The 26480-nt window shown below is 68.9% G+C and carries 29 protein-coding genes and 2 pseudogenes; 13 read left to right on the top strand and 18 right to left on the bottom strand.

Annotated features, from left to right (window positions below):
* Positions 1-110 precede the first annotated feature (110 nt).
* Both recQ and ACYVF3_RS30005 read left to right on the top strand, forming a co-directional pair.
* On the top strand, positions 111-1976 hold the full coding sequence (gene recQ / locus ACYVF3_RS30010) for a DNA helicase RecQ (RefSeq protein WP_461157644.1): 1866 nt from the start codon (positions 111-113) through the stop codon (positions 1974-1976).
* 61 nt (positions 1977-2037) lie between these two features.
* Positions 2038-2841: an SAM-dependent methyltransferase gene (locus ACYVF3_RS30005; RefSeq protein WP_461157643.1), complete on the top strand. Its 804-nt coding sequence runs from the start codon at positions 2038-2040 to the stop codon at positions 2839-2841.
* Positions 2842-2848: 7 nt separating this feature from the next.
* On the opposite strand, the gene ACYVF3_RS30000 is transcribed toward ACYVF3_RS30005, so the two are convergent.
* The gene (locus ACYVF3_RS30000) at positions 2849-3838 is read right to left on the bottom strand and encodes an aldo/keto reductase (RefSeq protein ID WP_461157642.1); all 990 of its coding nucleotides are present in this window, start codon (positions 3836-3838) and stop codon (positions 2849-2851) included.
* Between the two features lie 100 nt (positions 3839-3938).
* On the opposite strand from ACYVF3_RS30000, the gene ACYVF3_RS29995 reads away from it, so the two are divergent.
* Entirely contained in the window at positions 3939-4796 is an 858-nt protein-coding gene (locus tag ACYVF3_RS29995) for a helix-turn-helix transcriptional regulator (protein WP_461157641.1), read from the top strand.
* 12 nt (positions 4797-4808) lie between these two features.
* Here ACYVF3_RS29995 and ACYVF3_RS29990 read toward each other — a convergent pair whose 3' ends face one another.
* Genes ACYVF3_RS29990 through ACYVF3_RS29980 form a run of 3 tightly spaced genes read right to left on the bottom strand, consistent with a single transcriptional unit; the run spans position 4809 to position 6932 of the window.
* Entirely contained in the window at positions 4809-5843 is a 1035-nt protein-coding gene (locus tag ACYVF3_RS29990) for a phosphotransferase family protein (protein ID WP_461157640.1), read from the bottom strand.
* Positions 5840-6445, bottom strand: coding sequence for an LLM class flavin-dependent oxidoreductase (locus ACYVF3_RS29985; RefSeq protein ID WP_461157639.1), 606 nt, complete (start codon positions 6443-6445; stop codon positions 5840-5842). Before ACYVF3_RS29985 ends, ACYVF3_RS29990 begins: the two co-directional genes overlap by 4 nt.
* 49 nt (positions 6446-6494) lie before the next feature.
* A complete protein-coding gene (locus ACYVF3_RS29980; protein WP_461157638.1) occupies positions 6495-6932 on the bottom strand; it encodes an LLM class flavin-dependent oxidoreductase in 438 nt (145 codons plus the stop codon).
* A gap of 500 nt (positions 6933-7432) precedes the next feature.
* On the opposite strand from ACYVF3_RS29980, the gene ACYVF3_RS29975 reads away from it, so the two are divergent.
* Positions 7433-7609, top strand: a complete 177-nt coding sequence (locus ACYVF3_RS29975; RefSeq protein ID WP_461157637.1) for a hypothetical protein — start codon at positions 7433-7435, stop codon at positions 7607-7609.
* A gap of 66 nt (positions 7610-7675) precedes the next feature.
* On the opposite strand, the gene ACYVF3_RS29970 is transcribed toward ACYVF3_RS29975, so the two are convergent.
* Complete coding sequence (locus ACYVF3_RS29970; RefSeq protein ID WP_461157636.1) at positions 7676-7858, bottom strand: DUF4236 domain-containing protein; 183 nt, start codon at positions 7856-7858, stop codon at positions 7676-7678.
* A gap of 267 nt (positions 7859-8125) precedes the next feature.
* Here ACYVF3_RS29970 and ACYVF3_RS29965 point away from each other — a divergent pair, with 267 nt between their 5' ends.
* Positions 8126-8743, top strand: a complete 618-nt coding sequence (locus ACYVF3_RS29965) for an acyltransferase (RefSeq protein ID WP_461157635.1) — start codon at positions 8126-8128, stop codon at positions 8741-8743.
* Between the two features lie 64 nt (positions 8744-8807).
* Here ACYVF3_RS29965 and ACYVF3_RS29960 read toward each other — a convergent pair whose 3' ends face one another.
* A complete protein-coding gene (locus ACYVF3_RS29960; protein ID WP_461157726.1) occupies positions 8808-10007 on the bottom strand; it encodes a DUF445 domain-containing protein in 1200 nt (399 codons plus the stop codon).
* A gap of 100 nt (positions 10008-10107) precedes the next feature.
* Positions 10108-10935, bottom strand: a complete 828-nt coding sequence (locus ACYVF3_RS29955) for an Abi-alpha family protein (protein WP_461157634.1) — start codon at positions 10933-10935, stop codon at positions 10108-10110.
* Positions 10936-11133: 198 nt separating this feature from the next.
* On the opposite strand from ACYVF3_RS29955, the gene ACYVF3_RS29950 reads away from it, so the two are divergent.
* Positions 11134-11499, top strand: a complete 366-nt coding sequence (locus ACYVF3_RS29950) for a DUF488 domain-containing protein (protein ID WP_461157633.1) — start codon at positions 11134-11136, stop codon at positions 11497-11499.
* 41 nt (positions 11500-11540) lie between these two features.
* Here ACYVF3_RS29950 and ACYVF3_RS29945 read toward each other — a convergent pair whose 3' ends face one another.
* Positions 11541-12257 (bottom strand): helix-turn-helix transcriptional regulator, encoded by a 717-nt coding sequence (locus tag ACYVF3_RS29945; protein WP_461157632.1) that lies wholly within the window; start codon positions 12255-12257, stop codon positions 11541-11543.
* A 118-nt stretch (positions 12258-12375) separates the two neighbouring features.
* Here ACYVF3_RS29945 and folE point away from each other — a divergent pair, with 118 nt between their 5' ends.
* Entirely contained in the window at positions 12376-12975 is a 600-nt protein-coding gene (gene folE / locus ACYVF3_RS29940; RefSeq protein WP_461157631.1) for a GTP cyclohydrolase I FolE, read from the top strand.
* Positions 12976-12982: 7 nt separating this feature from the next.
* Here the strand turns inward: folE and ACYVF3_RS29935 are convergent, their stop codons facing one another.
* Positions 12983-13180 (bottom strand): hypothetical protein, encoded by a 198-nt coding sequence (locus tag ACYVF3_RS29935; RefSeq protein ID WP_461157630.1) that lies wholly within the window; start codon positions 13178-13180, stop codon positions 12983-12985.
* Positions 13181-13383: 203 nt separating this feature from the next.
* On the opposite strand from ACYVF3_RS29935, the gene ACYVF3_RS29930 reads away from it, so the two are divergent.
* Positions 13384-13878, top strand: coding sequence for an enoyl-CoA hydratase/isomerase family protein (locus ACYVF3_RS29930; protein WP_461157629.1), 495 nt, complete (start codon positions 13384-13386; stop codon positions 13876-13878).
* Between the two features lie 72 nt (positions 13879-13950).
* Here the strand turns inward: ACYVF3_RS29930 and ACYVF3_RS29925 are convergent, their stop codons facing one another.
* The 7 genes and pseudogenes from ACYVF3_RS29925 to ACYVF3_RS29895 all read right to left on the bottom strand — a co-directional run bounded on the left by ACYVF3_RS29925 (position 13951) and on the right by ACYVF3_RS29895 (position 20338).
* The gene (locus ACYVF3_RS29925) at positions 13951-14709 is read right to left on the bottom strand and encodes a TCP-1/cpn60 chaperonin family protein (RefSeq protein ID WP_461157628.1); all 759 of its coding nucleotides are present in this window, start codon (positions 14707-14709) and stop codon (positions 13951-13953) included.
* Between the two features lie 248 nt (positions 14710-14957).
* On the bottom strand, positions 14958-16052 hold the full coding sequence (locus ACYVF3_RS29920) for an amidohydrolase family protein (RefSeq protein WP_461157627.1): 1095 nt from the start codon (positions 16050-16052) through the stop codon (positions 14958-14960).
* A gap of 93 nt (positions 16053-16145) precedes the next feature.
* Complete coding sequence (mimD, locus tag ACYVF3_RS29915) at positions 16146-16496, bottom strand: propane 2-monooxygenase effector subunit MimD (RefSeq protein WP_461157626.1); 351 nt, start codon at positions 16494-16496, stop codon at positions 16146-16148.
* Positions 16493-17604 (bottom strand): annotated as a pseudogene (locus ACYVF3_RS29910) (aromatic/alkene monooxygenase hydroxylase subunit beta). Before ACYVF3_RS29910 ends, mimD begins: the two are co-directional and overlap by 4 nt.
* A 60-nt stretch (positions 17605-17664) precedes the next feature.
* On the bottom strand, positions 17665-18714 hold the full coding sequence (locus ACYVF3_RS29905) for an FAD-binding oxidoreductase (protein WP_461157625.1): 1050 nt from the start codon (positions 18712-18714) through the stop codon (positions 17665-17667).
* Between the two features lie 110 nt (positions 18715-18824).
* On the bottom strand, positions 18825-19406 hold the full coding sequence (locus ACYVF3_RS29900; RefSeq protein ID WP_461157624.1) for a hypothetical protein: 582 nt from the start codon (positions 19404-19406) through the stop codon (positions 18825-18827).
* 45 nt (positions 19407-19451) lie between these two features.
* Positions 19452-20338, bottom strand: a pseudogene (locus ACYVF3_RS29895) (ferritin family protein).
* On the opposite strand from ACYVF3_RS29895, the gene ACYVF3_RS29890 reads away from it, so the two are divergent.
* Positions 20337-21275, top strand: a complete 939-nt coding sequence (locus ACYVF3_RS29890) for a GAF domain-containing protein (RefSeq protein WP_461157623.1) — start codon at positions 20337-20339, stop codon at positions 21273-21275. The pseudogene ACYVF3_RS29895 and the gene ACYVF3_RS29890 sit on opposite strands and share 2 nt — an antisense overlap.
* Positions 21276-21366: 91 nt before the next feature.
* Positions 21367-22122 (top strand): helix-turn-helix domain-containing protein, encoded by a 756-nt coding sequence (locus ACYVF3_RS29885; RefSeq protein WP_461157725.1) that lies wholly within the window; start codon positions 21367-21369, stop codon positions 22120-22122.
* Positions 22123-22200: 78 nt separating this feature from the next.
* Here the strand turns inward: ACYVF3_RS29885 and ACYVF3_RS29880 are convergent, their stop codons facing one another.
* Positions 22201-23541: a serine hydrolase domain-containing protein gene (locus ACYVF3_RS29880; protein WP_461157622.1), complete on the bottom strand. Its 1341-nt coding sequence runs from the start codon at positions 23539-23541 to the stop codon at positions 22201-22203.
* Between the two features lie 19 nt (positions 23542-23560).
* Here ACYVF3_RS29880 and ACYVF3_RS29875 point away from each other — a divergent pair, with 19 nt between their 5' ends.
* Together ACYVF3_RS29875 and ACYVF3_RS29870 are read left to right on the top strand one after the other, a co-directional pair.
* Complete coding sequence (locus tag ACYVF3_RS29875; protein ID WP_461157621.1) at positions 23561-24262, top strand: TetR/AcrR family transcriptional regulator; 702 nt, start codon at positions 23561-23563, stop codon at positions 24260-24262.
* On the top strand, positions 24262-24498 hold the full coding sequence (locus tag ACYVF3_RS29870) for a helix-turn-helix domain-containing protein (RefSeq protein WP_461157620.1): 237 nt from the start codon (positions 24262-24264) through the stop codon (positions 24496-24498). The genes ACYVF3_RS29875 and ACYVF3_RS29870 overlap by 1 nt, the downstream gene beginning before the upstream one ends.
* Positions 24499-24539: 41 nt before the next feature.
* Here the strand turns inward: ACYVF3_RS29870 and ACYVF3_RS29865 are convergent, their stop codons facing one another.
* Positions 24540-25007 (bottom strand): helix-turn-helix domain-containing protein, encoded by a 468-nt coding sequence (locus tag ACYVF3_RS29865; RefSeq protein ID WP_461157619.1) that lies wholly within the window; start codon positions 25005-25007, stop codon positions 24540-24542.
* 259 nt (positions 25008-25266) lie between these two features.
* Between ACYVF3_RS29865 and ACYVF3_RS29860 the strand changes: the two genes are divergently transcribed.
* A complete protein-coding gene (locus ACYVF3_RS29860) occupies positions 25267-26445 on the top strand; it encodes a CoA transferase (RefSeq protein ID WP_461157618.1) in 1179 nt (392 codons plus the stop codon).
* The last annotated feature ends 35 nt before the right edge of the window (positions 26446-26480 follow it).

The following is a 26480-nucleotide window of genomic DNA, read 5'->3' as shown; positions in this document are numbered from 1 at the left end:
CCGGCGCCCGCACCACACCTCGAAGGAGACCCAGGTCACCATTCGCCTTGGTCCCGGCCCGACTCACCGAGGCGTGCGGGCACCCGAGGACGTCCGGCCCGCTGCGTAAGATGCCCGCCGTGGCGTCTCCCGAAACCGCGACCGAACAGACCGCCGAACCCCTCCAGGTCCTGCGACGGGTCTTCGGATACGACTCGTTCCGAGGCACCCAGCAGGAGATCATCGACCACGTCGTCTCCGGTGGCGACGCCCTGGTGCTGATGCCGACGGGTGGCGGCAAGTCGCTGTGCTACCAGATCCCGGCGCTGGTCCGGCCCGGTGTCGGCATCGTGGTCTCGCCGCTGATCGCGCTGATGCAGGACCAGGTGGACGCGCTGGCGGCGCTGGGCGTGCGCGCGGGGTTCCTCAACTCCACGCAGAGCTACCAGCAGCGCCGCGAGACCGAGGACGCCTACCTCAGCGGCGAGATCGACCTGCTGTACCTGGCCCCCGAACGCCTCCGGCTCGACTCGACGCTGGAGCTGCTCGCGCGCGGCGAGGTCGCGGTGTTCGCCATCGACGAAGCGCACTGCGTGGCCCAGTGGGGCCACGACTTCCGCCCGGACTACCTGGCGCTGTCGGTGCTGCACGAGCGCTGGCCCGACGTGCCGCGCGTCGCCCTGACCGCCACCGCCACGCCCGCGACCCGGCAGGAGATCGCCACCCGCCTGCAGCTGACCGACGCGCGGCACTTCGTCTCCAACTTCGACCGGCCCAACATCCAGTACCGGATCGCGCCGAAGAGCGACGCCCGCAGGCAGCTGCTGCAGCTGCTGCAGACCGAGCACCCGGGCGAGTCCGGCATCGTCTACCGGCTCTCCCGCGCCGAGGTGGAGCGGACCGCCGAGTTCCTGACCACCAACGGCGTCACCGCGCTGCCCTACCACGCCGGCCTGGACAAGGAGGTGCGCGCCAAGCACCAAGCCCGGTTCCTGCGCGAGGAGGGGCTGGTCATGGTCGCGACCATCGCCTTCGGCATGGGCATCGACAAACCCGACGTGCGGTTCGTGGCGCACCTGGACCTGCCCAAGTCGATCGAGGGCTATTACCAGGAAACGGGTCGCGCGGGCCGCGACGGACTGCCCTCGACCGCCTGGATGGCCTACGGCCTCCAGGACGTGGTCCAGCAGCGCAAGCTGATCGACAACTCCGACGGCGACGAGGCGCACCGCCGCACCCAGAGCAGGCACCTGGACGCGATGCTGGCCCTGTGCGAAACGGTCCGGTGCCGCCGCTCCCAGCTGCTCGACTACTTCGGCCAGCAGGCGGAAGACCGGTGCGGCAACTGCGACACCTGCCTCAACCCCCCGGAGTCCTGGGAAGGAACGGTCGCCGCGCAGAAGCTCCTGTCGACGGTCGTGCGGTTGCAGCGCGAGCGCAACCAGAAGTTCGGCGCCGGCCAGATCATCGACATCCTGCGCGGCAAGAAGACGCAGAAGGTGGAGCAGTTCCGGCACGACGAGCTCAGCGTCTTCGGCGTGGGCTCCGACATCAGCGACAACGAGTGGCGCGGCGTGATCCGCCAGCTGCTGGCCCAGGGACTGCTCGCCGTCGAAGGCGACTACGGCACGCTGGTGCTCACCGACAGCAGTTCCGAGGTGCTGCGCCGGGAGGAACCGCGCGAGGTGTGGTTGCGCACCGAGCCGAAGCGGACCCCGGCGGCCAAGGCGAAGGCCCGCGACTCCAAGCGGGCACCGCAGGACATGCCGCCGGAGGCCGAGCCGGTCTTCGAGAAGCTGCGAGCGTGGCGGATGGGGGTCGCGCGCGAGGAGGGCAAGGCGCCGTTCATCATCTTCCACGACTCGACGCTGCGACAGATCGCCACCGTCCAACCGTCCACGTTGGACGAACTCGCGACGATCAGCGGGATCGGCGAGGGCAAGCTCAACCGCTACGGCCAGGGCGTGCTCGACGCCCTCGCCGCTCCAGACGCCTGACTCCGGCAAGTCGGGCGTTTAGACTCCGCTCGAAGGCGGGGCGTCGAGGGAAGCGAAGCTGATGAGCGAATGGACGAGCGGCACGCCGTTGCGCGGTGTGAACACCACGGTGGCGCACAACGCGCGGGTGTGGAACTTCTGGCTGGAGGGCAAGGACCACTACGCCGTCGACCGCCAGGTCGGCGAGCACATCCAGCAGATGTTCCCGCTGATCGCCGACGTGGCCCGCGCCGACCGGGCGTTCCTCAAGCGCGCGGTCGCCCACCTCGCCGGTGAGGTCGGCATCCGCCAGTTCCTCGACATCGGAACCGGGTTGCCGACCGCCGACAACACCCACCAGGTCGCGCAGCAGATCGCTCCGGAGTCCGGCGTCGTCTACGTCGACAACGATCCGCTGGTGCTCACCCACGCCCGCGCGCTGCTGACCAGCTCGCGGCCGGGCCGCACGGACTACGTCGAAGCCGATGCGCGGCACACCGACGAGATCCTTCAGGCGGCCTCACGCACGCTGAACTTCGAGCAGCCGGTCGCGGTGATGCTGCTCGGGATCCTCAACTTCATCCCCGAAACCGCCCAGGCCGCCGAGATCGTCCACCGGCTGGTCCAGGCGATCCCGTCCGGCAGCTACGTGGTGATCAGCCACCCGACCACCGAGCTCGACGGCGAGGCCAACCGCGAGGCGATGGCCTTCTGGAACGAGAACGCCACGCCCCCGATCACCGCCAGGAGCGGCGAGGAGGTCGCGGCGTTCGCCGAGGGGCTGGAGCTCGTCGAACCGGGGCTCGTCTCCTGCGCGCGGTGGCGCAACCCCGATACCGCCGAGCCCAGCGTCCCGCAGTACGGCCTGATCGCCCGGAAGTCCTGACGCCCGGTCACCTCTCGCTGTCGAGATCGGCCATCAGCGGGGTCGGGTAGCGGTCGCCGCGCACTGCGTCGCGCGGGACGAGCTCGTCGAGCCGGGCGAGGTCGCCGGTGTCGAGCGAGACGGCGTTGCCGGCGATCATCGACTCAATCTGCTCCGGGCGGCGCGCACCGATGACGGGCAGGACGTCCTCGCCCTGCGCGGCGACCCAGGCGATGGCCAGCTGAGCGACGGTCGCCCCCTTCTCCGCCGCGATCTCCCGCACGCGCGCGACGAGCGCTTCGTTGTGCTCGAGGTTGCCCTCCTGGAAGCGCGGCATCATCGGCAGCGACCCTCCCCTCGCGCCGCTGCCACCGATGAGCCCGCGCGAGAGCACGCTGTAGGCCGTGATGCCGATGCCGAGCTCGCGGCAGGTCGGCAGGATCTCGTCCTCGATCGTGCGGGTCAGCAGCGAGTACTCGATCTGCAGGTCGCTGATCGGTGCTACCGCGGCAGCGCGCCGGATCGTCTCCGCACCGACCTCGCTGAGCCCGATGTGGCGGACGTAGCCCTTCTCGACCATCTCGGCGATGGCGCCGACGGTGTCCTCGATGGGCACGGCCGGGTCGAGCCGGGCGGGGCGGTAGACGTCGACGTGATCGACGCCGAGGCGCTGCAGGGAGTAGGTCAGGAAGTTCTGCATCGCGGCAGGTCGCGCGTCGAAGCCGACGGGCGTACCGCCGGGGCCGCGCAGGGCACCGAACTTCACCGAGAGCACGACCTCGTCGCGGTCGCGGTCCCCGAGGGCCCGTCCGATGAGCGCTTCGTTGTGGCCGCTGCCGTAGAAGTCGCCCGTGTCGAGGAGGTTCCCTCCTGCGTCCAGGTAGGAGTGGATGAGACGGACGCTCTGGTCGTCGTCGGTCGGTCCGTAAGCGCCCGACAGGCCCATGCAGCCCAGGCCGGGCGAGCTGACGGAGGGACCGGTGGCGCCGAGGCGGCGGGTGGTGAGCTGAGCTGTCATGCCACCACGGTGCGCGCCCCGGCGGAGCGCGACCAGGCCCGGCACATCCAGGGACTGGTCCTCCCTGGCTGACCGGCGCGGAGGGGTCGATGATGGGGGTGTGATCGACCGTCCGGGACTCGCCGACTTCCTTCGCCGCCGACGGGAGCTGCTGCGCCCGTCCGACGTGGGCCTGCCCGAAGGGCTGCGCCGCCGCACGCCCGGGCTGCGTCGGGACGAGGTCGCCCAGCTCGCCGGGATCTCCACCGACTACTACACGCGGCTGGAGCAGCGCCGCGGTTCGCACCCGTCCGAGCCGGTGGTGGCCGGACTGGCCCGTGCGCTGCGCTTCAGCCTGGACGAACGCGACCACCTGTTCCACCTGGCCGGGATGACCCCGCCCCCGCGCCGGGCCGGTGGGCACATCCGGCCGAGCCTGATCAGCCTCGCCGACCGGCTCACCGACGTGCCGGTCACCATCTGCACCGATCTCAACGAGGTGCTCTGGCAGAACGCGCTGTCGATCGCGCTGGTGGGCGACCGCAAGCAGCCGGGCGCGCGGCACGGCAGCTTCGTGTGGCGGTGGTTCACCGAGCCGGGGATGCGGGACGGGATCCCGGAAGAGGATTGGGCGCACCACTCGGCGGCCCACGTCAGCGACCTGCGCGCCACCTACTCTCGCCGCGCCGGGGAGCGCGACATCACCGGTCTCGTCGAGGACCTGCTGGAGCGCAGCGACGAGTTCCGCGAGCTGTGGGAGCGCCACGAGGTCGGCGTCCGCCACATGGACCGGAAGCGCTTCCGGCACCCGGAGGTCGGTTTGGTGGAGGTCAACTGCGAAACGCTGCTCACCCCGGAAGCGGATCTGAAGTTCCTCGCCTACTTCCCCGCCGAGGGCACCGATGCCAGGGAGAAGCTGGACCTCCTGCGGGTCATCGGCATCCAGGACCTGCGCCCGAGTCCTGACACACCTGCGTGACGGACTGCGGCGTCAGGCGATGAGGTCGAGGGTGCGGTGCTCTTCCATTGCGGCGCAGCCCCTTTCGACCATGGTGGCGAACATGCGGTCACCGCGATCGGTGCGGGTGCCGTAGGCGCATCCGAGGACGGGGACCAGAACCGCTTGCACCATCGCGAGGCGGTAGTCGCGCCAGCAGGTGTCGAGATCGTGGTCGCTGACGCCGTGCGCTCGCAGCCCGCGGTGGTAGGCCACGACGACGTCGCGCTCGTGACGACGCCGGTTCTCCGGAGTCATGCCGGTGCTGATCAGGTAGGCGATGTCGCGGGCGGGCAGGCCCAGGCCGAGGGTTTGCCAATCGACCGCGCGCACCTCACCGGTTGCGGGGTGCGCGGTCAGGTTGTCCAGCCGGTAATCGCCGTGCAGGAGCGCGAAGCGCTCGGGTTCGGCCAGCGACCAGTCGGCCACGACATCCACCGTCCGCTCCAGCGCGTCGATCGCAGGTGCGCTGAGCAGGTCTTCGAGATCCGCGACGAACGTGCCGACAGCGGAGGCGTAGACCTCGGCGAGCACGCGCGCGTCGGCGTCGGTGTGCGGGAGGAGCCAACCGGTGTCCAGCAGGGTCGGATCGCACCAGCGAGGACCGTGCAGCCCGGCCAGGTTCACCGCTGCCGAGCGGATGCGGGCCGCGTCCCAGCCCTCGATCTGGTCGCCCGGCGCGGCCGGCGCGAGGTCTTCCAGCACCAGCGCGAACCTGCCGTCCGGTTCCACGTCGGTGGCCGCGTGGCAGCGCGGGACGGCGACGGCCACGGTGCTCGCCAGTTCCCGGTAGAAGTTGACCTCGCTGCGGTAGGCACCGACCAGCATCGCCCGCGTGCCCGCGTCGGTGGTCGGCAGCTTCACCACCACTCGCGGCGGCACGCCGAGACCCGTGATCTCGCAGCGGAAGCACGAGCCGATCTGGCCGGAACCGATGCGCCGCACCTCGACGGCCGAGACCTCTCCGCCCAGCGCCCTCCCCAGCCAGTCGGCGGTGATCTCGGCCGCGGTGTCGATCGGTTCGATCACGCGATCCTCCCGGGGTTGACCGGCAGCGAGCGCAACTCCCGCGCCGTCCGGATCTCCCGCCACTCGGCGAGGACGCCGGACAGCTCGGCGGGCGTGGCTCCGTGCAGCACGACGCCGTCGGCCCCGGCGGCGAGTTGGTCGGCGATCCGCTGGGCGCAGCGCCGAGGAGTCCCGACCGCCGAGGCCGCCAGCCACTCCTCCGGGATCAGCTCGTCCCTCAGGTGCGCCAGCTGCTCTGCGGTGGCCACGGCGTCGAACGCACCGGGGAACCCCTCGACCAGCGGGTCTTCCCGGAACTTGCGCAGCACCCCGGGGTCCCAGCCGTTGGCGCGCACGAGGACGTCACCGTAGCCCTGCAGGTAGGTCGCCAGGCGTCCGGTCAGCTTGCGCAGCACCTGCTCGTCCGACGCGGGTTCGGGCACCACGGCCAGGACCGACCACACCCGCACCGAGGCAGGGTCGCGGCCCGCGCGCTCGGCCGCCGACCGGATCAGGGCGACGGCGCGGGCGAGGGTGTCGTCGGTGAAGAAGGTGTGCAGCACGACGCCGTCGGCGATCTCGCCGGCGAGCTGCAGGGTCCGGTCGCCGATCGCCGCCAGCATCACCGGGATGCGCTCGTCGAAGGCCGGGTCCAGCTGCAGGTAGGGGAACTCACCCCCTGGGTCCGCGGTGGTCCAGCACGGCCTCGCCCCGCCACAACCTGCGGTAGAGGTCCACGACGTCGCGCAGCTGGGCGCCGGTCACCTTCGGCAGGCCCATCACGTCGAACAGCGCTCCGAACCCACGTCCGAGCCCGAGCGCGTAGCGGCCGCCGGAGAGCCGGTGCGCGGTGGCGGCCATCGTCGCGGTCACCAGGGGGTGCCGGGTGTTGTGGTTGGTGGCCGCGGTCCCGATCCCGATCGAGCGGGAGGCCGCGGCGACCGCTCCGGCCAGAACTTCGGCGTCTTTGACGTTGAAGCGCTTCGACAGCAGCATCGAGCCGATGCCCAGCCGTTCGGCGAGCAGCACCTCGTCGAGCACGTCGCGCGGCGACTCGCTGTGGCCGGCCAAGCCGTAGCAGGCGAGCTCGGGGAACTCCTGACCGCTCATCCGGCGCCTGCCACCCTCCGCGACCGAAGCGGACCACTGACTGGACAGTTGTCGAATCTAGGGTCCAGCACAGCGCGCGCCCAATACCAGACGGCGGGAACCACCGGTTCGTCCCAGCCCCGGAAGGCGCTCGTCGAACACGAACTCGACCCCGAAATCGGGCTTTGACCAGGGACTTCTGGTCCCTGTGCGCGACGTCACGCCGGGGAATCCGCAGGGCCGTTTTCGCTGGTCGTCCATGAACACCGACGATTACTCTCCGCAATCGATCAGGGTTCGCAGGCCTGGGTATCCCCTGTTCGGGCGATGGCATCTTGAAGCCACGACTACCCGTCGTTACCTTCGATGAGGCGAGTTCGGAGCGGTCACGGCGTCAGCCGTCCCCCGACGCAGCCGGACCCCCGCCGGTTGTGACCGTCCCCGACTCGCACCCCCCGACATCCGCTCCGCGCCCCCGAGAGGAAGCCGTGCTCCGCCAGCGTTTTCCGAAGCTGTTCCCGGTGTCCGACCCCGAGACCACCACTCGCCTGACGCATCGTCTGGCCGCCGCCGCGGTCCTGGCCATGGCGACGATCGCCCCGACAGCGCAGGCGCTCCCAGCTCCCGCCCCCGAACCGGCGCCTGCCGTCGCCCCCGCGGCAGCGTCCACCGTCTCGCCCGGACCGCAGGCGCCGTAAGAACCCCCACGAACTGAGGTGGGCCGGAATGTTCCCCCCTTCCGGCCCACCTCTTCCCACGTCAGCTCATCGACGCCGCTTGCCGCGGAACGTGTAGTGGCCCGGACCAGGGGTGTCGATGGTCGTCTTGCCGTGCGTCATGTTCCGGCTGAACCGGCCCAGCTTGAAGCCCCACGACGTGACGCGCGTGTTGTGGATGTTGAGGTAGAGCGGACCTAACCTGACCCGCCGGTGCAGGTGAAATCCCATTTCTGACACCTTCCGCAGAACGTCGCTTCAGCCCGCGCGAGTCGCCCCCGCCGGCCGGGCACACCTCTCAGCACATCACAGATCGGACATTCCTAGCCACGATCCCGATCACCCCCCGGGGACCTCGCGATCCGCAGCAGCTGAGCGGTGACGAGCACGCGGGAGGCGTCGAGGCCGGGGCGGGAGGCGGGTTACAGTACCTTTCCTACCGCCGGGTAGGGCCCGTTGCGCGGGTACGTCGCACACGCCGTCGTTCGAGGTCGACAGATGAACCGTTGGTTAGGCCGACTGACCCGGGCTTGGTGGCAGTGGGCGCGCAACGGTGCTGCGATCACCGCGCGGACCCGGGAAGGCCGCGGCTTCGGCGCCCTGGGAGCACGCAGCCACCTCGCGTTCCCGCAAGGCGCGCTGACCGGCGCGGAACGCATCCACGTCGGCTCCGACTGCATCATCAACGAGCACACGGTGCTCTCGGCCGGACTTCCCGGTGCCGTTCTCGGCGACGGCGAACCGATGATCGTGCTGGGCGATCGCTGCGTGCTCGGGCGCAACTCCGAGATCCTCGCGATGTCCTCGGTCGTGCTCGGCGACGACGTGTGGACCTCCAGCCGAGTCACGATCGTCGACCACCACCACCGGCACGACCTCACCGACGTGCCCGTCGCGTCGCAGTGGCCGCTGCCCGTCCGGCCGGTGATCATCGGGTCGGGGACCGTGATCAGCACCGGATCGGTCATCCTCGCCGGTGCGCAGATCGGCGAGAACTCGATCGTCGCCTCCGGGGCCCAGGTGACGGCAGGCGTCTACCCGCCGAACAGCGTGCTCGCAGGGGTGCCGGCCCGGGTCATCCGCACCCACTCCCCCGTCGAGGCCGACGCCGTCTAGGGGCTCCGGCTGGTGGGTGGTGGGGAAGTTTTCATGAAAACTTCCCCACCGACAGGACGCGCGGTCAGGTGGCGAGGAATTCCAGGGCGAGGACCTGGGCCTCGCCGACACCGAAGCCCAGCAGCGCACCGGTGGCGATGAGCATCCACTCCTCCTCGCGGAAGGCGGGACGCAGCAGCTCCTCGAACTCCTCGGCGTCCAGCTCCTTCATCTTGCTGACCAGGGTGTTGCGGATGTCCATCGCGTCGGCGGCGTAGTCCTCGACGTAGCTCATGGTCTCCGGGAGCCTGCCCATCACCATCTCGGCGATGCGGTTCTTGAGGTCCTGGTAGCGGCGCCCGCCGACGGCGAAGACCACCAGCGGTTTGGCGATGCTGGTGCGGCGGCTGAGCTCCTCGTCGACCTTGCGGGTCACCAGCGCCAGCACCTTGTCCGACAGCGGCCCGCGCATGACCTCCTCGATGACGTTGCGCGGGGTGATGATCTCCCGCGCGATCAGCTCGCCGTAGGCCTCCGAGACCTCCTCGCGGCGCTTGAGGAACAGCCCCTGCCACTCGAAGAGTCCTAAGTAGGTCGTGGGCTGCCGCGGCCGGAAGATCATCTTCAGCGCGAGCCAGTCGGTGAACCAGCCGGTGAACAGGCCGAACAGCGGCATCAGGATCGGGGCCTTGAACACCACCCACGCCGACATCTGCACCAGGCCGATGACGAAGCCGAACACGGCACCGGAGCGGCGGATGAACTGGAACTCCTTGCCGCCCGCTTCCAGGAAGATCCGGTTCAGCAGCTCCTTGTCCCGCACCAGCGCGGTGACGACCATGGACTTGAGGTCGAAGACGTTGTCCACATCGGACTTGATCTCGTCCATGATCTCCGACAGCATCCGCGGCGCGTCGTTCTGCACCCGCTGGATCATGGCCCGCCGCACGATCTTCGGCATCGCCTCCCAGACCGCGGGCTGGTAGGTGGAGCCGACCTCCTCGACGATCTCCTCGATCGCGTGCCGCAACGGCTTCTCGACCTCGGCGACGATGCGCTCAGGGTCGAGCCGCTCCACGACCTCCTGCGGGCTCAGCAGCTGCTCGGTGAGCGTGTCGCAGGCGATCCCGGCCATCTTCGCCGCGTGCTTCGGGACGATCCCCTGCCAGCCCAGCCACGGCTTCTTCCCGCGGAAGTCCACGGGGTAGAACATCATCTTGATCGCGAGGATCTTGGTGACGTAACCGATCAAGGCGGCCACGAGCGGGATCGAGAGGTAGAGCATCCAGTGCTCGCTGAAGTCCTGGAGAATCGCTCCCAACCCGCACCTCTCACCCGAAAACCCCTGAACACCTGCGCAACGGCTGCGACCCTACCTCGCGCCCTCACCCGTCCAGGGTGTCGCCGGGGGCAGCGAGCACGGTCGGATCGCACCGCTTCCAGAACCGGGTGCCGAGATCGGACAGCCGTACGCTGCGGCGCACCGCCCTCGTCGACTTCGCCGAGCGCAGCGCTTCCCGGATCCGCGCCTCGGTCTGCAGGATCTCGTACTGGTCGTCCATGTTCTCCAGCTCGGGACCGATCTCGACCAGCCCCAGCGCGTGCAGCCGCGTCAGGTAGTGCGGGACCTCGTCGTGCAGCGCCACTCCCACCGCCCGGCCGACGGTGGATCCGTTGCGCATCACGAACTTGCCGTTGCCACCGATGCCCGCCCGCTCGGCGACGTGCACCACGGGGTACGCCGCGCCGTCACCGAGACCCGCCAGGATCCGGGCCTCGTCGGGCGTGATCAGGCGCAGGATCGCGGCGTAGAAGTACTCGCGGGCCTCGGCCTTGCTCGCGGTCGCCGAGCGGAACAGCAGCTCGGACATGGCCTCCCGCAGCCCGTCCTGGCTCTCGGCGTCCTCGTCGGCTTCCTCCTGCGCCGCACCACCGGGGAGGTCGTCGCCCTGGTCCTCGCGATCGCGCTCGTCGACCGAGTCGAGCCAGACGCGCACCCCCGAGGCCACGACCTTCTCGACGGCCTGCACCTGGCGTTGCACCTCGACACCACCGGGCAGTTCCCTGACCAGGTCGATCCCGGTGCGCGCGACGTCGCGGCCGACCCGGCCCGCCAAGCCGAGCAGACCGCCGATCACGTTCGACCCGGTCTGCTCCTCCTCGACGGCGTGCGGTTCCTCGACCGTCCGGCTGAGCTCGATCTCCCCTGCCACGCGACCCCCTACCGTTGCCCCGACTGCTCGCGATCCCCGCTGAGGCGATCAGCGATCTGCCGAGTATCGCCCGACCGGTTCCGCCCGGAACAGGTCGGGGTGGCTCCCGGCGACGACTCCGCACGCGGCGTCGTTTCAGCGCACGGCGGAGCGGGCATGGCTGTGCGTGGAGCAGCGGACCGACATCGAGGAGGCACGGTGGCCAACGACGAACCCGACGTCCAGGTGCGCAGAGTCTACGAGGAGCCGACCGACCGGGACGGCAGCCGCGTGCTCGTCGACCGCGTCTGGCCTCGGGGGTTGAGCAAGGACGCGGCCTCCCTCACCGAGTGGTGCAAGCAGGTCGCCCCCTCCACGGAACTGCGCAAGTGGTACGGCCACGATCCGGAGAAGTTCGCGGAGTTCGACCGCCGCTACCGGGCCGAGCTCGACGAGCCGGAACGGGCCGAGGCGGTCGAGCACTTGCGCGCTCTGGCCAGGCGCGACCGCCTCACGCTGCTGACCGGCACCAAGGCCCCGGACATCAGCCAAGCCGCGGTCCTGGTCGACGTCCTGACCGGCTGACGTGCGGGAGGAGACGCCGCGCGGCTGAGCGCTCGCCACCGTCAGCCGGTGCGCTCGGACCGGTGCAGCTGGACGCAGCACTCGCCGGATCGAGGTTCGAGGACGGCTTCGGTGCCGGTGGCGCGCAGCCCGGTGAGGAAGCCGGCGAGGAAGGCGTGGTTGATGCCGCAGACCACGTCCGGGGATCGGGCCGCGAGCGGGTGGAAGGGACAGTTGAGCAGCCGCACGCACCCGGGTGACCGGCGGGAGGGCTCGAAACCGTGCTGGGCCAGCACCTCCTCGGCGAGGGTGAGGGCGCGTTCGGCGCCGAGCCTGCCCGGCCGGGACCGCTCGCGCTCGGCGGCGCCGACCTGCTGACCCCGTTCGCGAGCGGTGCGCAGCGCGGCGTGCCGCGCGGTTTCGCCCTCGCCCTCGGTGACCACTGCCTGCAGCAGGATGTCGGCGAGCAGGTCGTGCTGCCGGGGCGGGATGGAGATCCGGATGTCGACGTCCGCCGGCTCGTAGACCTTCGGGGCCCGCCCGACCTTGCCGACCCCGCCGCCCGGCTGCGAGCGGGCGACCAGCAGCCCGGCGTCGACCAGCTTGTCGAGGTGGAAGGCGGCGAGCTTGCGGGAGATCCCGACCTCGGCGGCCGCTTCGTCACGGGTCACCGGCCGCCGGGCCCGGCGGGTGAACTCGTACATCCCCCGCCGCAGCTCGTCGTCCAGGACGGCCACGGCCGCGATCGGAAGCTCTGGGGCGTCACCGCTTGCGCTCACCTCACCAGCATAGCGTGATTTGTCCAACACAAGTGGGTCGAACCCCGGATCTCGCAGGACACTTGCCTTCGATCCGCAATAAAACTAAGGTTTTTTGGCGAAAAGGGAGGACCTGTACATGACCCCCAGCACCGCACTGCGCGTCGTGCACGAGCCCGACACCGGCATCGACCTGGAAGCAGCCGAACGTGCCGCCGGGCAGCTCCTGCGGGCGTTGGGGATCTCCACCGACTCCGAGAGCCTCTCGGGGACCCCCGGCCGGATCGTCCGCGCCTACGCGGAGCTGTTCACCCCGAGGCCGTTCGACCTGACCACCTTCCCCAATGACGAGGGCTACGACGAGATGGTGCTCGCCCGCTCCATCCCGGTGCGCTCCGTCTGCGAGCACCACCTGCTGCCGTTCGTCGGAGTCGCCCACGTCGGCTACCTGCCCGGCGAGCGCATCCTCGGACTGTCCAAGCTGGCCAGGATCGTCGAGCACTTCGCCTGCCGCCCGCAGGTTCAGGAGCGGTTGACCAAGCAGGTCGCCGAATGGTTGTCCGAACACCTGCAGCCGAAGGGCGTGGGTGTGGTGATCGAAGCCGAGCACACCTGCATGACCCTGCGCGGGGCCCGCGCCACCGGGTCCAGCACCGTGACCTCGACGCTGCTGGGCACCCTGCGCGACGACGCCCGCTCGCGGCAGGAGTTCTTCTCCCTGACCGGCGCGCACCGCTGACCGGCCGCTACCGATCCACCTCGTGGACCGCTACGCCTCGTGCGGTCACCTCGGTGATGAAGTCGATGCGCCAACCGGCTTCGATCAGGGCGGGCACCGCCCTCTCCAGGCACTCGCGATGCTTCTCCCCCGGCGGAGCCGAATCCGGCCTGGTCTTCGCGGGATCGAGGTTCCTCCGGTCCGGGGCGTGATCGCTGTCCACCACTTCGGTTCCTCCCAACAGACGTGGCACGAATCCGACCGAAACCGCGCCGCACGAGGTGCGTTCGCAGGTCCAGGACTACCGCCTCGCCGTGAGCTGGACGGTCTCAATGTGAGACAAGGCTTCGAGGCCGGAATCCGTACGCTCGACACCGAGGACCGCTCTCGTGCGGGCCAGGTGGTTCGGCGATCGATCGGGGAGGACGCATGCTCGACCTGGAACACCGCAGCGCGGCCGCGCTGGTGCGGCTGCGGTCGGCAGCTCGGCGAACCCTGACCGCGGACGTGCTGGACGGCCTGGCCGAAGCCATCGTCTACATCGGACCGCAGCGACCCATCGTCCTCACCGGAGCGCACCGCGACTTCGCGCCCGACCTCGACCCGACTGCGGGCCCGGAGCGGGATGCGGCGTTGAAGCCGCTCGCGGACGTGCTCGACGCCCTGCGCGCTCACCCGCTGCCCGTCGTCGCCGCGATCAACGGTGACGCGCTCGGAGCGGGCTACGCCCTGGCGGAGGCCGCCGACGTTCGCATCATGTCCGCGGGAACGGTCCGGCCCTCCTCGTGGCGCGGAACGGGGTGCCGCGCTGCGGCAGCCCTCGAACTCGGGCTGGTCGATCGCCGCTGCTCCCGGGCGGATTTGATTCGCCTGGCTCTGCACGAAGCCGGCGCCCTCCGGCGGCACCCGGCTCTCCCGGGCTGAGCACCCCGCCCATCATCGAGAGCGTTGCGCCCACCGTCGGGACAGCGGTGGGCGCAACGGGTGCTACCTCGTCTAGTAGATGTTCGACGGGCGCACCATTCCTTCGGCCAGGTCACCGGTCCCGGGGGCGATGATCGAGCCCGGGTTGACCACCACCTCCTCGACGATCGCGGTCTCGGTGGTGATCAGCAGCGCCGCGATGGACGCCGCGCTCTCCAACGCGGACCGGGTCACCTTGAGCGGGTCGACGACCCCGGCCGCGAAGAGATCGCCGTACTCGCCGGTCAACGCGTCGAAACCGCCGCCGTTCTCGAACTCGGCGACGCGGGTCACGACCTCCCCGCCGTCGTAACCAGCGTTGTTGGCGATCCACCGCAGCGGCTCGCCGAGGGCCCGGAGCACGATGTCCCGCCCTTGCGCCGCGTCGCCGTCCAGGTCGACGAGCTCGACGCACCCCGCGGCCCGCGCCAGCGGCGCACCGCCACCGGCCACCACGCCCTCTTCGAGCGCGGCTCGGGCCGCTGCCAGCGAGTCCTCCACCCGGAGCATCCGCTCCTTGAGCTCGACGCTGGTCGCGGCACCGACGCTCACGACGGAGATCCGGCCGGACAACCTCGCGATGCGCAGCCACAGGCTGTCCTGATCGTGCTCGATCCGGGCCCGCTGGAGCTGCTTCTCCAGCTGGCCGATCCGCGCCCGCACGGCCGATTCGTCGCCGGCGCCCGCGGTGATCGTCGTGGAGTCCTCGGTGATGGTGATGGCAGCACCGCTCCATCGACGCCAGGTGGGCCTTGCGCTGGAACGTGCGGCGCAGCTCCGCGAGCCCCTCATCCGCTTCGGACCCGAACGTCCCGACGTAGCCGAGTCCCGCGTCGATGCCGTTGTTGATCTTGTCGGAGTCGTGGTGGTCGTCCAGCAGCACGCGGACCCGGCCGACCTCCGGCACCCCGGCCAGCGCGTCGTGGGCGTCGGCCACCATCAGGTACGCGAAGTTGGGGGCGCAGAACGAGGTCGGCAGACGCAGGTGCACCTCGACCCCGCGTCGTCGATGCCCACCGAGCGCACGAAACCCAGCTCGGTCACGGGTTCGTCCAGCTCGGGTCGATCACCGTCCCCAGCGCGGCCAGGACCTCCTCCTCCAGGGATCGCAGCGTCGTGGTCATGGCGAATCCGCCCCCCGAGGCCGCGACCTCCGGCACCCGGAACTCCCGGGGGACGTCGATGTCGTACAACGCGGCGGCGTTGAGGCCGAGGATCTTCTTCTTCTGCTGCGTGGTGATCTGCCCGTACTCGGTCATGTCCGCCGGGAACTGGAAGTCGACGAACTTCTCCACCAGCCAGCCCGGCGTCCACAGCGCGTAGTCGCTGGCGAACAGGATCCGGTCCTCCCCGATCCAGTAGAGGAGCTCGCCGATGATCTGCGCGAAGTACCGGGGCCGCGCGTGGATGAACGGCATCGCGACCGCGAGCCCGCCGTAGACGTTGGGCTCCTGGGTGGCGATCCAGCAGAAGTCCTCCAGCCGCGGCAGACCGACGTGCTCGACGACGAAGTTCAGGTCGGTGTAGTCGGTGGCGACCTTGTCCACGTCGGCCACGTCGAAGGCGTCCCGGTCCAGCGGCCGGATCGTCGGTCCCTTGTGGACGTGGACGTTCTTGATGCCGAGTTCGAGGCATTCCTCCAGGTACCGGCGCGACCACCGCTCGTCGAGCTTGTACCCGCGCGAATCCCCGTTCCACTCCGCGGTGTAGAGCTTGATGCCCTGGAGGTTCATCCGCTCCGCGTCGCGGCGCAGCTGCTCCAGTCCGGCCTCCCCGTTGCGGGGATCGTAGGAGTGGTTGTAGGTGAGCTTGCCCGGATGCCGCTGCGTGAGCCCGAAGGCCTCCTCGGTCTGCCCGAACCCGGTCTTGTAGAAGTCGTTGAGCAACGTCGCCTGGAAGATCGCGTGGTCGACGTACCCGTCCTCGAAGATGTCCTTCATGAACCGGTCGGAGCCGTAGTAGGTGTAGGTGTCGTAGTCCCAGACGTGCTCTTCCGGGCTGAGATTGCGGTGGTATTCGTAGAAGCAGTCGATGAACTGCTTGCCGTGGATGTTCTTGAGGTTCGACTCGCGCGCGTCCCAGATGTGGACGTGCCCGTCGACCACGTAGTACTTCTCGCCGTCCTTCTCGTACATCGAGGTCCCACCCTTCAGTCCTGCGCTGTGGAGCCGCGGCGGCGGAGCACTCCGGTTCAGCGCTCCGCCACCGCGGGGTTCGGGTCGCCTTCGTCAGTCCTGCGCGAGCAGGTCGAAGCCGATGTACTCGGCCGCGTCCTCCGGGTTGGCGAACAGGATCGTGCGGTCGTCGAGGTGCACCATCCGGCCGTAGTGGGTGGAGCTGACCTCCTCGAAGACCGACCCGTCGAAGGGCTCGCCGAGCGCGTCGGTGAGCTCGTCGTAGTCGAATTCCAGGAGCTTGGTGCCGTCCACCCGGATCATCGACGGGTACTCCACGAGGTCGATGCCGTCCTTGCCCGCCATCACGTCGGCGACCACGCGTCCCACCGGGGTGTTCATCAACGTGACGCCGCACATGTTCGACGAACCGGCCTGCGAACCGAATTGCATGCTGTCGCTCACTGGTCCGACTCCTTCGGGACGTCGAGCCCGATCTCCTCGAGCAGTTCGCTGAACTTCGCTTCGTCGCGTTGAGCGACTCGTCGAAGGTGCGCGTCTTGTCGGCCGGCTGCGACCAGATGGGCTGCAGGGCGTGCGCGGCCTCCAGGCACGGCGGGACCCACTTCGCCAGCCACTGCCCGAACAGCTCGCGGTTGCGGGCGCCGTGCTCCTCGTCGCGGGTGAGCAACCGGAACAGCGCCCGCGTGTAGCCGAGGTCGCGGTTGTAGTCGTTCTCGCCGGTGCCCACGATGGTCGGCGTGACGTAGTCGCCGTTCTTCGCCGAGATCTGCATGACCAGCTCCGAGCGGAACAGCTGGCCGACCAGCTGCTCGAAGACGACGTTGGTGCCGAACAGCAGCTCCGCCCAGTCGCCGACTGCGGTGAGCTCCTCGACGACCTTGCGGGTGGGCTGCCACTCCGGCGCCGAGTGCCACACGTCGTGGTGGACCGAACCTTCGAAGCTCTCCAGGGATTCGGACAGGTCCAGGTTGAACAGCGCGAGGTCCTGGGCGAAGCGCATCTTGTGCGCCGCGTTGACCGCCACCGCGGTGTTGATCATGTTCGTGGGTCCGGAGCGCTGGATCGAGGTGAACACGTGCAGCGCCATCCCGTTCTCGGCGTGCATCCAGGCACCGAGGTTGCGGGCGATGAACTTCTGCCAGGCCGTGTTCCACCCGCCGTAGGCGTTGGCCCGCTTGGCGTTCTCCAGACCCAGCGAGACCTGCCGCACCACCGCCGCGTTGTTGCGGTAGATGGTCTGCTCCCACTCCTCGTTGGGATCCAGGAACGCGTGCCAGTCCGACGATTTCGCCGCCGTCCACTCCACCGGGTACCCGCCCGGCCCATCACCGAAGCCGTAGATCCAGCCCTGGCTCAGGTACCGCTCCGGGTCCGGCTGCACGTCCACGGTGACGTCCTCGTACACCGTGGCCCGCAGCTTCGCCGGCTCGAAGTAGCTGTACCTGCGACTCCGGGAACTGGGGAACTCCAGCGCTCCGGCCTCTGAATCGGTGAACTCGATCTTCGGGAAGCTGCGCACCTTGTGCGCAGGCGTTGAACTGCTCGCCATCTGATATCTCCTTTGACATCTCCGCTGGAGCACCGGGCTTTGCGAGAGGTGCGATCCGGGCTACTCGCCGGGCTGGACCGCTGTCGTGAACTTGTCGTAGAAGACCTGGTCGTCCGGCACGCCCTGGCGCTCGGCGAGAACCAGGGAGGCGTCGACCATCGGCGGCGGCCCGCACAGGTAGACCTCGGTCCGGTGCAGCTCGGGTTCCCTGCGCTCGACGACGTCGGTGACCATGCCCGCTTCGGCGGTGACACCGAGCTCGCCCGCACCGTCGTCGGATTCCGACAGCGCCACGACGAACTCGAAGTCCGCCAGCTGCTCGCCCAGCGCGCGGATCTCGTCGAGGTAGAACAGGTCCGCGACCGTGCGGGCCCCGTAGTAGAAGCGGATCCGGCGGGTGTCGCCGGTCTCGCTGAGGTGCCGCAGCAGCCCGAGGACGGGCGCCATGCCCGCGCCACCGGCCATCAGCACCAGCGGCAGCACGTGTCCGTTCTTCAAGGTGAAGTTGCCGTAGGGCCCGGTCAGGGTGATCGCGTCGCCGACCGCGATCCCCTCGTCCAGCAACGAGGAGCACTTGCCACCGGGGTACTTCTTGATGACGAACTCCACGTGGTCGGACGTCGACGGCGTTGTGGCCATCGAGAACGACCGGTGCTCATCGGTGCCCGGGATGGTCAGGTCGGCGTACTGGCCTGCCTTGAACTCGTACGCAGCCGGCTCGACCGGCTTGAGCTTGAGACCCACGATGTCGTGCGTGTGCGCGACGACTTCCAGGACCTCGGTGCTGATCTCCTGCAACGGCGCGGAGTTGAGCAGCTCCTCCTCGTCGAAGTTGAGCAGCTCGATCGTGCAGTCGCTGAAGGCGTGCGCGCGGCAGAGCAGGACGTACCCCTCTTCGACCTCGGAATCGTTGCAGGCGAAGGTCGAGTAGCGCTCCATCTGGATCTCGCCGTCCAGGACGTAGGACTTGCACGCTGAGCACTGCCCCTCGCGGCAGCCGTGCATCAGGTGGACGCCCTGGCGGAACGCGGCGTCGAGGATCTTCTCGTCCTCTCCGACCTCCATCTCGATGTCGACCGGCTCGAAGGAGATTCGGTGCTTGTCGGCCATGTGAATCTCGATTCTCAGCTCGGCGTCCGCGGTGGGAACGCCAGTTACCCAGCACGGTGGAGGGGCCGCGGACGGCTCGTGGTCCGTCACCGCCCGCGGACCTCCGGTCATCAGGAGGTGGTCACGTTGGGGTTGGCGCGGTACGCCGCGGCCCACTCCTCGCGCTCCTGATCGGTCATCTGGTTGAGCGTCACGTTCGGGCTGGCGAACTGGATGCCCCGCAGGTCGTCGAGCGTCCACAACTTCTTGGGGTCGTCCAGGTCCAGGTGCGGCTGCGGGATGAGGGTCTTGCCGTCATCCCGGACGTAACCGAGGTCGGATACGATGTCGGCCAGGTCCCGGTCGTGGTGCAGGGTTTCCCACTCGCGGTGCCCGATGAGCCGGCCCATGTTCGGGGTGTCCCGGCCCTCGTACTCCCCGCGGAAGGCGACCGTGTCGGTCCAGGCGCAGGGCTCCGAGCAGTAGGTCCGCCACTGGTCGTCGACCTTGTCGACCACCATGTCTTCGCGCACCAGGCAGGGCTCCATGCAGGTCCAGCAGCGGTGCGGGTACTCGTAGCCGACGTCCTCGAACGCGATCGGCTTGTTGCGACCCGGGTAGCGCAGCCGGTTGTAGGCCTCCCACCACTTGCCGAACTGGTTGTACCAGCCGGGGTACTTCTCCTCGAACCACTCGAAGTCGGTGTCGGTCATGGGATCGATGCGCCAGTAGTTCCATGGGATCGATGCGCCAGTAGTTCACCGGCCAGCCGGTGGCGAAGAACTGCGCCACGCGGTGCACGTAAACTTGTTGGTGATCCGGTTCCACGCCTCCTCGACCAGGTCGTGCGGGATGGTCAACCCGTATTTCTCCAGCGGGAGGAGGTAGCTGCGGTAGTAGTCGTCGTAGATCCACCGGCGCCACATCTCGGCGTAGGACTCGCGGTCCTTGCGTCGGTCCTTCGTCCCGTACTCGATGAAGGTGCCGATGGCGGCGTCGACCACGCAGTGGTTGTTCCACCAGGCGTAGCGCAGGTCGCGCTCCAGCAGCGGGCGGTTCCGCTCGTCGGCCAGAGCCATCAGCAGGATCGAGTACCCGTTGCTGATGTGCCGGGACTCGTCGGACTGCACCGAGTGGAAGACGGTCGGCAGCAGGTAGTCGCCGTTGGCGGCCGCCTCATCGGGCATCGCGACGAAAAGCGTGTTCGTGAAGGCCGTTTCGGCCACCACCGTGAGGTAGATGTTGGCCGCGGTGATCGCGTCGCCGGTGATGAAGCCCTCGCCGAACTGGCGGCCGATGGTGCCCGCGTAGTTGTTGGCGAACGCCTTCTCGGTGATGTCGTCGAGTGCCGGACCTCGTCGATCATCTGCACCGCCATCCCGTTGTGGATCTCCGGGTTGGGCACGGCGTCGATGGCCATCGGCATCGCACGCGCGGCGGAGATCTCCGGGAACGGGATGATGGACAGCCGGCTGGATCGCGACCGCCGGCGGTCGTCGCTTGCAGGGGCAAGTGTGTTGCGGATCGCATGCGACTTCTGTCTCAATGTGAGATCACGGCTCCCGTGAGTAATCGTCACGATGAGCTTCGGAAAGTCGAAACAGCGCAGTGGACCCAGCGCGTTGACGTCAAAGGAGACGCTCATGCCGACGCACGGAATCCGGTCGAATGCGCAGATCAGCACCTTGCGTGAGCAGTTCCTCGCTCGCCCCTTGGCCGACCACTCGGGGGTTCGGGGGATCATCTCCGCGTCCTGGCGGCGCGCGCTCGAGCACGACATCGATGCGGACGAGCCGGATCCGCTCTTCGTCCCCGATCGCGACGAGGAGAGCCTCCTGGTCCGCAGCGCCACGCCGGTCCTGGAGAACCTGGCGACCGAGCTGGCCCAGCAGCCGGTCGCCATCCTGCTCACCGACGCCGACGGCCTGGTCGTGCACCGGTCGAGCGCCGACCGCACTCTCGACGCCGGTCTGGACAGCATCTGCCTCGCACCCGGTTACAGCTACGCCGAGGACTCCATCGGGACCAACGGGATCGGCACCACCCTCGAATGCCAAGAGCCCGTGCTGGTCTCGGGGTTCGAGCACTTCAAGAGCCGACTCGCCCAGTTCGAATGCGCTGGGACTCCGATCTTCCACCCGGTGCGCGGTCACCTGGTCGGCGTACTCGACCTGACCTCGTGGCAGGGAACGCCCGGGCCGCTGCTGCTGACCCTCGCGCGGCGGACGGCGAACCAGATCGAGGACGCGATCCTCGCCGGTATCGGCAGCCGGGAGTTGGCCCTGTTCCGCGAGTACCTCTCCGCCTGCAAGGGGGTCGGGGGCCGTTCTCGCGGTGAGCGACGACGTCGTGATGGTCAACAGCCATGCCCAGGACCTCTACGACGCCGCCGACCGGGCAACGCTGATCACCCACACGGCCGACATCGCAGGATCGCCCAAGCCCGCCACGATCCTGGCCGACCTGCCCTCGGGCGTGGTCGCGCGCATCGAGTACCGGCCGGTCCACTGCGGCACGGCGCTCGCCGGCGGCGTGTTCCGCGTGAAGAGCCAGACCGCCGCGCGGCAGGTGCCCCGCCCTGACCTGCTTCTCCCGGGTCTCGTCGGCGCCACCTCCGCCTGGCGGCAGACGTGCGCCGCAGCCAACACCAGCTACACGTCCGGGAACTGGCTGATGCTCAAGGGCGAGCGCGGCACCGGGAAGACCGCCCTCGCGCAGGCGGTCGCCCGCCATCACGCACCGAGCGGGCACCTCGTCGTGCGGGACTGCGAGAACGTGGACGACTACGAGGCCTGGGCGGGCGCGCTGGCCGATCACGTCGCGGGCGAGAACTCGCCGGTGGTCGTCCTCCGGCATGCCGATGCACTCACCACCGACGGCGTGCGGCAGCTCACCGACCTGTTCACGGCGTGGCAGGCCGGTTCACCGGAGGAGGCCCCGGCCTGGGTCGCGGTGACGCTGCACGACGAGCCTGGCGATCCGGACGCGGCGGGGTGGCTGATGCCGTTCTTCGCGCACACGGTCGAGGTTCCGCCCCTGCGCCACCGGACCGACGACCTGCGCCACCTGGTTCCGCACCTGCTGCTCAGGCACTCGCGCGGCCGGCAGCTGAACCCCTCCGACGCGTGCCTCCGCCAGCTCATGCGGCTGCCATGGACGGGCAACGTCGCGCACCTGGAACGCGTGCTCACCGAGGTGTCGAACCGGGTGCGGTCCGGTCCGATCGAGGTCGGCGACCTCCCCGCCGAATGCCGAACCGTCGCACGGCGTCAGCTCACCCAGATGGAATCGATCGAACGTGACGCCATCGTCCGCAGTCTCGCAGCCAACCACGGCAACAAGGGTGAAGCCGCAGCAGATCTCGGCATGTCACGCGCCACGATCTACCGCAAAATCCGCACCTTCGTCACCAGCAGCTGCTCGGACTAGCCGGAGCACTGAAGCGTCCGCCGCACCCGAGCGGGTGCGGCGGACGCTTCAGTGGGTGGCCGGTCCCAGCACAGCGGCTCAGTCCTGGGTCGTTCCCCGGGGCACGGGCCTGCTGCCGCAGGCAACCTGGGTGCATCCGGCCGGCACGTTCAGGCCGACCCCCAACGAACGCAGCGTGATGGCGGGGTCGATGAGCTGCCCGGGCTGGACATCGAAGTTGAACGTCTGCCGGTACGGCCCGGGATCGGGCAGCCGGGGTTGCACGAAGGCCTGGCTGAGCAGGCGCAGGAACTCGTGGTAGAGCTCGCTGTTCGGACTGGCGCTGAGCAACGTCTGCGGGTCGGCGCTCACGTCACCCAGCGCGCCGGTCCAGGTAACCACCAGGTTCAGGCTGGGCACGACGAAGTTGTTCTGCTGCAGGAAGCCGATCATCGCGTACGCGTCGTCGGGCATGCCCACGAGTGGCGCGGCGGGGAAGACCTTGCGCGAGGGCAGCGAAGGACCGACGCACGGTGCGCGGTTCACCCAGACCAGATGCCCGTAGCAGGCATTGGTCGGCGACGGGGCGCGGAGCTGGTCGAGGTACGAGGTGGACACGACCCGGCGGTCGTTCCAGTTGCCGCCGTTGACGAGCAGGAGGCCCAACCGGGCCAGGTCGTCAGGCGGCAGGTAGAGGTTGGCGAATCCGTAGGTGTGGCCGGCTCGGTCGCGCAGCCAGAGGTGATCCTGTGCGCCGATGCCGATCGGGTCGAACAAGTTCCGCTGCGCGAATGCCTGGAAGTCCTCGCCGACCGCGCGCTCGACCACGTACGCCAACAGGTCAGGACCGCGCTGGCTGTATTCGAAGTAGGTACCCGGGGGATGGACGATCGGAGCCGCCATCGCCTGGGCGACGACGTCCGCGTCGGCGCCGGCAACGGACGCACCGATGTCGGAGACGATCGCCTGCTTCAGCCCGGACGTCTGAGTCAGCAGGTCGTTCACCGTGATCGCGCGGTGAGCGGCGTCCCCGACGCCTTCGGGCAGATACCGCCCGATCGGCGCTGCCAGGTCGAGCCTGCCCTGGTCACGCGCGATACCGGCGACCAGCGCCACGACGCTCTTGGTCGAGCTCCAGATGTTCCACGGGACGCCGCCCGTGAGCGGGTTCAGCCTGCCCGCCGCGACGAGGCAGTTGTTGCGGTGCACCTGGACGTTCAGCCGCAGGCGCGACTGCGCGAAGTCCATCGCCCGCGCCAGCTTGGCCGGGTCGAATCCCTGGGCAGCGGGCGAAGCCGAGTCCGTGGGCGCACCGGCATCCGGCAAGGCGCACTCCGGCATCGCTTCGGTGGCACCGGCCGGAGCGGCCCCCGCCCCGGTAAGCGTGCCTGCGGCGCACATCGCCGCCAACAGGACCGACAAGCTGCGCCACCATCGCATCAGGGCCTCCTTGCCCGGGGTGATCAACCAATTGTTTGACTCGAAGTTAAACACTGGGTGCGGCATGATGACAAGCGTGGCTTCCTTCGATTCTCGAACCAGGCGACGCAGCAGAGGCTCCCGTCCCTCCGACGAACAACTGCTCGACGGGGCGTGCGCGGTGTTCGCCGACCGCGGGTACGCGGCGGCTGGAATGGACGCCATTGCCGAAGCCGCCGACTGCACGAAGCCGACCCTCTACGCGCACTTCGCGTCGAAACAAGCCATCTACGTCGCCTCGCTGCGCCGAGAGGCCGAGCAGTTGAAGCACTGGCTCTTCGCCGCCTACGACAAGGCCGAAGGGCGGCCGAGCCACGAGCAGATGCGGGCCGGAATGGCCGCGATCTTCGACTACGCCAAGGTCCACCCGAACGGGTTCCAACTGGTCATGGCCACCGAAGGCGAGGGACATCTGGCCGTGTGGCGGCAATTCACCGACGACGTCACCGACCGCGTCGCCGCTCTGATTCGCACGAACCTCGCCCGCCACGGCGACAAGTCCGGCCCCGAGGTGGCGCCGCTGGCCGCGATGACGGTCGGGACCGCGATCTTCGCGATCCTGCACGCGTACCGGAACCATCCCGGCGATCCAGAGTTCGTCCTCGCTCTCACCACCGAATACGCCGAACGCGGCCTCCGACAGTTGGTCGACCCTCTTGGCACAGGGCAAGCCACCCGATAATGGCACTTCTGCGGTCCGGTCCGATCGAGGTCGGCGATCTCCCCGCCGAATGCCGAACCGTCGCACGGCGCCAGCTCACCCAGATGGAATCGATCGAACGCGACGCCATCGTCCGCAGTCTCGCGGCCAACCACGGCAACAAGGGGGAAGCGGCAGCAGATCTCAGCATGTCACGCGCCACGATCTACCGCAAAATCCGCACCTTCGGCATCGTCACCAGCAGCTGCTCGGACTAGCCGAATCCCGCGTCGCTCTCAGCCGGAGACGGCCTTGCTCCTCAACACGTTCTTCTGCAGCTTGCCGGTGGAGGTCTTCGGCAGGTCTCCGAAGACGATCTTCTTCGGCGCCTTGAACGCGGCGTGTGTTCGTCGGTGACTCGTTGGACGCGCTCGGGCGCGCGGGGCCCGGCATGATCGAGGTAAAGGACTTCCCTGCCGACCAGCGCCGCGAGTGCGATCGGTGCACGAGCAACCTTGCTGAGCACTTCCAGTTCCTCGTGGTGCAGACCGGCCGGCGTGAGCGTGCCGCCAAGCAGCCCTAGGACGTAGGGGCGCAATCCGAGGCGATAGCGGCGATTCAGTGCCACCAGGTAGCCGTAGACTCGGAGTTGCCGGACAAGGTCCTGTGTGGAGCTGATCGGCGCACCGACTGCAGCGGCGATCTCGGTCAGCGTCATTGGTACAGGGGAACGGCCGACGACATCGAGAATGCGGTCAACCCGCGCGACGGCCCGGTGCTCCGGCATGGCCACATTCTACGGATATCCGCAAGATCATGCTCCTTCACCGAGTTCGGTGCCACGGTAACGATATGAACCGTGAAGCACCTCAGACCAGTGAACAGATCGCCACCGCACTTTCCGCTGCGCTCGGGTGCGATTAGGCTCCGCCGCGGATCGACGGCGCCGATCCGCTGACCCCCTCGGTACACCGGCTAGGCGATGCCTCAGCCGCCGCGATCGCGTGCTTCGGTCAGCAGATCGCAGGTCTGGCCGGGCACCGGATGTGCGCGTCCGCACCGCCGACGCCATCGACCAGCTCCGGGCGGCGTATCTGACGACCATCAACGGCCATCCGGCACACCGGCTAGCCGAGGCCCCTTCTTCCTTGGGCAACAACGACTTCTATCGCGCACGTGACGGGCGCTGGATCTTCTTGATGACGACGTACCCACATCTACGTGACGCGGTCTGCCGGGTGCTGAACTGCCCGCCACTGCATGAACGGATCGTCGAGGCTACGAAGCACTGGGACGCGTTCGCGTTGGAAGACGCGGTGTGCGCGGCAGGCGGCGCGTGCGCAGCCGTACGTAGCGCCGACGAGTGGCGCCAACTGCCTGCCGGTCGCGAGAACCTACGCCACCCAGTGGTGCGAATCGAACGAATTGGAGACGCGCCCGCACGTCCGGTGCCGGGCAGCGCAGACTGGCCACCACTCAGCGGGCTGCGCGTGCTCGACCTGACCCATGTCATCGCCGGTCCGGTCGCGGCGAAGCTCCTGGCCACCTTCGGCGCGAACGTGCTGCATGTCGGCCGCCATGATCTGCCCGACCCGAACAGCATGGTGGCGCTGACCGGGGGCGGGAAACGAAACGCCCACTGCGACTTGCGGGAACCGGACCAGGCCGCCCGGCTACACGAGCTGGCGACGGGTGCGGACGTGTTCAACGACGCCTATCGAGGCATGGGGAAACGCGGGTTCGGCATCGAGGTGCTGACCGCACGCAATCCCGGCCTGGTCACGCTCGAATACCACTGCTGGGGCGCCGACGGACCATGGGCCGCTCGCGGCGGTTTCGACCAACTAGCCTGCTCCGCAACCGGTTTCGCGATGGAAGAAAACATCAACGAAAAGCCTTCGCTGCCACCGACATACCTGCTCAACGACTACCTCGCCGCATACCTCGGAACGGCGGGAACGCTCGCAGCGTTGAGGAGGCGCGCGACCGAGGGAGGTTCCTGGCGGGTACGGATCGAGCTGGCACGGGTATGCACCTGGGTGCAGCAGCTCGGACTCTTCCCGGTCGAGCGGACCCGCGATCTACCCCAGCCCGGCACCCCCACGATCGCCACACACACCGTGCACGGCGCCGCATTCGGCAGCATTGTCGAACCAGCTGTCCCGCTGGTTTTCGACGGTTTCACCACACCACCGCACGGACGGGTCTGCCCAGGGTTTGGTTGACACCTGATGTGTGAGGCTTCGGCCTCGCTTGGAAG

The sequence above is a fragment of the Saccharopolyspora tripterygii genome (genome assembly GCF_054778355.1).
This window is presented reverse-complemented; position numbering and strand designations above follow the sequence as displayed.

Bases quoted from the DNA above. Each gene is read 5' to 3' on its own strand.
- recQ (WP_461157644.1), top strand. From the start codon at position 111: ATGCCCGCCGTGGCGTCTCCCGAAACCGCGACCGAACAGACCGCCGAA.
- ACYVF3_RS30005 (WP_461157643.1), top strand. From the start codon at position 2,038: ATGAGCGAATGGACGAGCGGCACGCCGTTGCGCGGTGTGAACACCACG.
- ACYVF3_RS30000 (WP_461157642.1), bottom strand. From the start codon at position 3,838: ATGACAGCTCAGCTCACCACCCGCCGCCTCGGCGCCACCGGTCCCTCC.
- ACYVF3_RS29985 (WP_461157639.1), bottom strand. From the start codon at position 6,445: ATGCTGGCGGCGATCGGCGACCGGACCCTGCAGCTCGCCGGCGAGATC.
- ACYVF3_RS29980 (WP_461157638.1), bottom strand. From the start codon at position 6,932: ATGAGCGGTCAGGAGTTCCCCGAGCTCGCCTGCTACGGCTTGGCCGGC.
- ACYVF3_RS29970 (WP_461157636.1), bottom strand. From the start codon at position 7,858: ATGGGATTTCACCTGCACCGGCGGGTCAGGTTAGGTCCGCTCTACCTC.
- ACYVF3_RS29965 (WP_461157635.1), top strand. From the start codon at position 8,126: ATGAACCGTTGGTTAGGCCGACTGACCCGGGCTTGGTGGCAGTGGGCG.
- ACYVF3_RS29960 (WP_461157726.1), bottom strand. From the start codon at position 10,007: ATGCTCTACCTCTCGATCCCGCTCGTGGCCGCCTTGATCGGTTACGTC.
- folE (WP_461157631.1), top strand. From the start codon at position 12,376: ATGACCCCCAGCACCGCACTGCGCGTCGTGCACGAGCCCGACACCGGC.
- ACYVF3_RS29930 (WP_461157629.1), top strand. From the start codon at position 13,384: ATGCTCGACCTGGAACACCGCAGCGCGGCCGCGCTGGTGCGGCTGCGG.
- ACYVF3_RS29925 (WP_461157628.1), bottom strand. From the start codon at position 14,709: ATGAGGGGCTCGCGGAGCTGCGCCGCACGTTCCAGCGCAAGGCCCACC.
- ACYVF3_RS29920 (WP_461157627.1), bottom strand. From the start codon at position 16,052: ATGTACGAGAAGGACGGCGAGAAGTACTACGTGGTCGACGGGCACGTC.
- ACYVF3_RS29905 (WP_461157625.1), bottom strand. From the start codon at position 18,714: ATGGCCGACAAGCACCGAATCTCCTTCGAGCCGGTCGACATCGAGATG.
- ACYVF3_RS29900 (WP_461157624.1), bottom strand. From the start codon at position 19,406: ATGACCGACACCGACTTCGAGTGGTTCGAGGAGAAGTACCCCGGCTGG.
- ACYVF3_RS29890 (WP_461157623.1), top strand. From the start codon at position 20,337: ATGCCGACGCACGGAATCCGGTCGAATGCGCAGATCAGCACCTTGCGT.
- ACYVF3_RS29885 (WP_461157725.1), top strand. From the start codon at position 21,367: ATGCTCAAGGGCGAGCGCGGCACCGGGAAGACCGCCCTCGCGCAGGCG.
- ACYVF3_RS29880 (WP_461157622.1), bottom strand. From the start codon at position 23,541: ATGCGATGGTGGCGCAGCTTGTCGGTCCTGTTGGCGGCGATGTGCGCC.
- ACYVF3_RS29870 (WP_461157620.1), top strand. From the start codon at position 24,262: ATGGCACTTCTGCGGTCCGGTCCGATCGAGGTCGGCGATCTCCCCGCC.
- ACYVF3_RS29865 (WP_461157619.1), bottom strand. From the start codon at position 25,007: ATGCCGGAGCACCGGGCCGTCGCGCGGGTTGACCGCATTCTCGATGTC.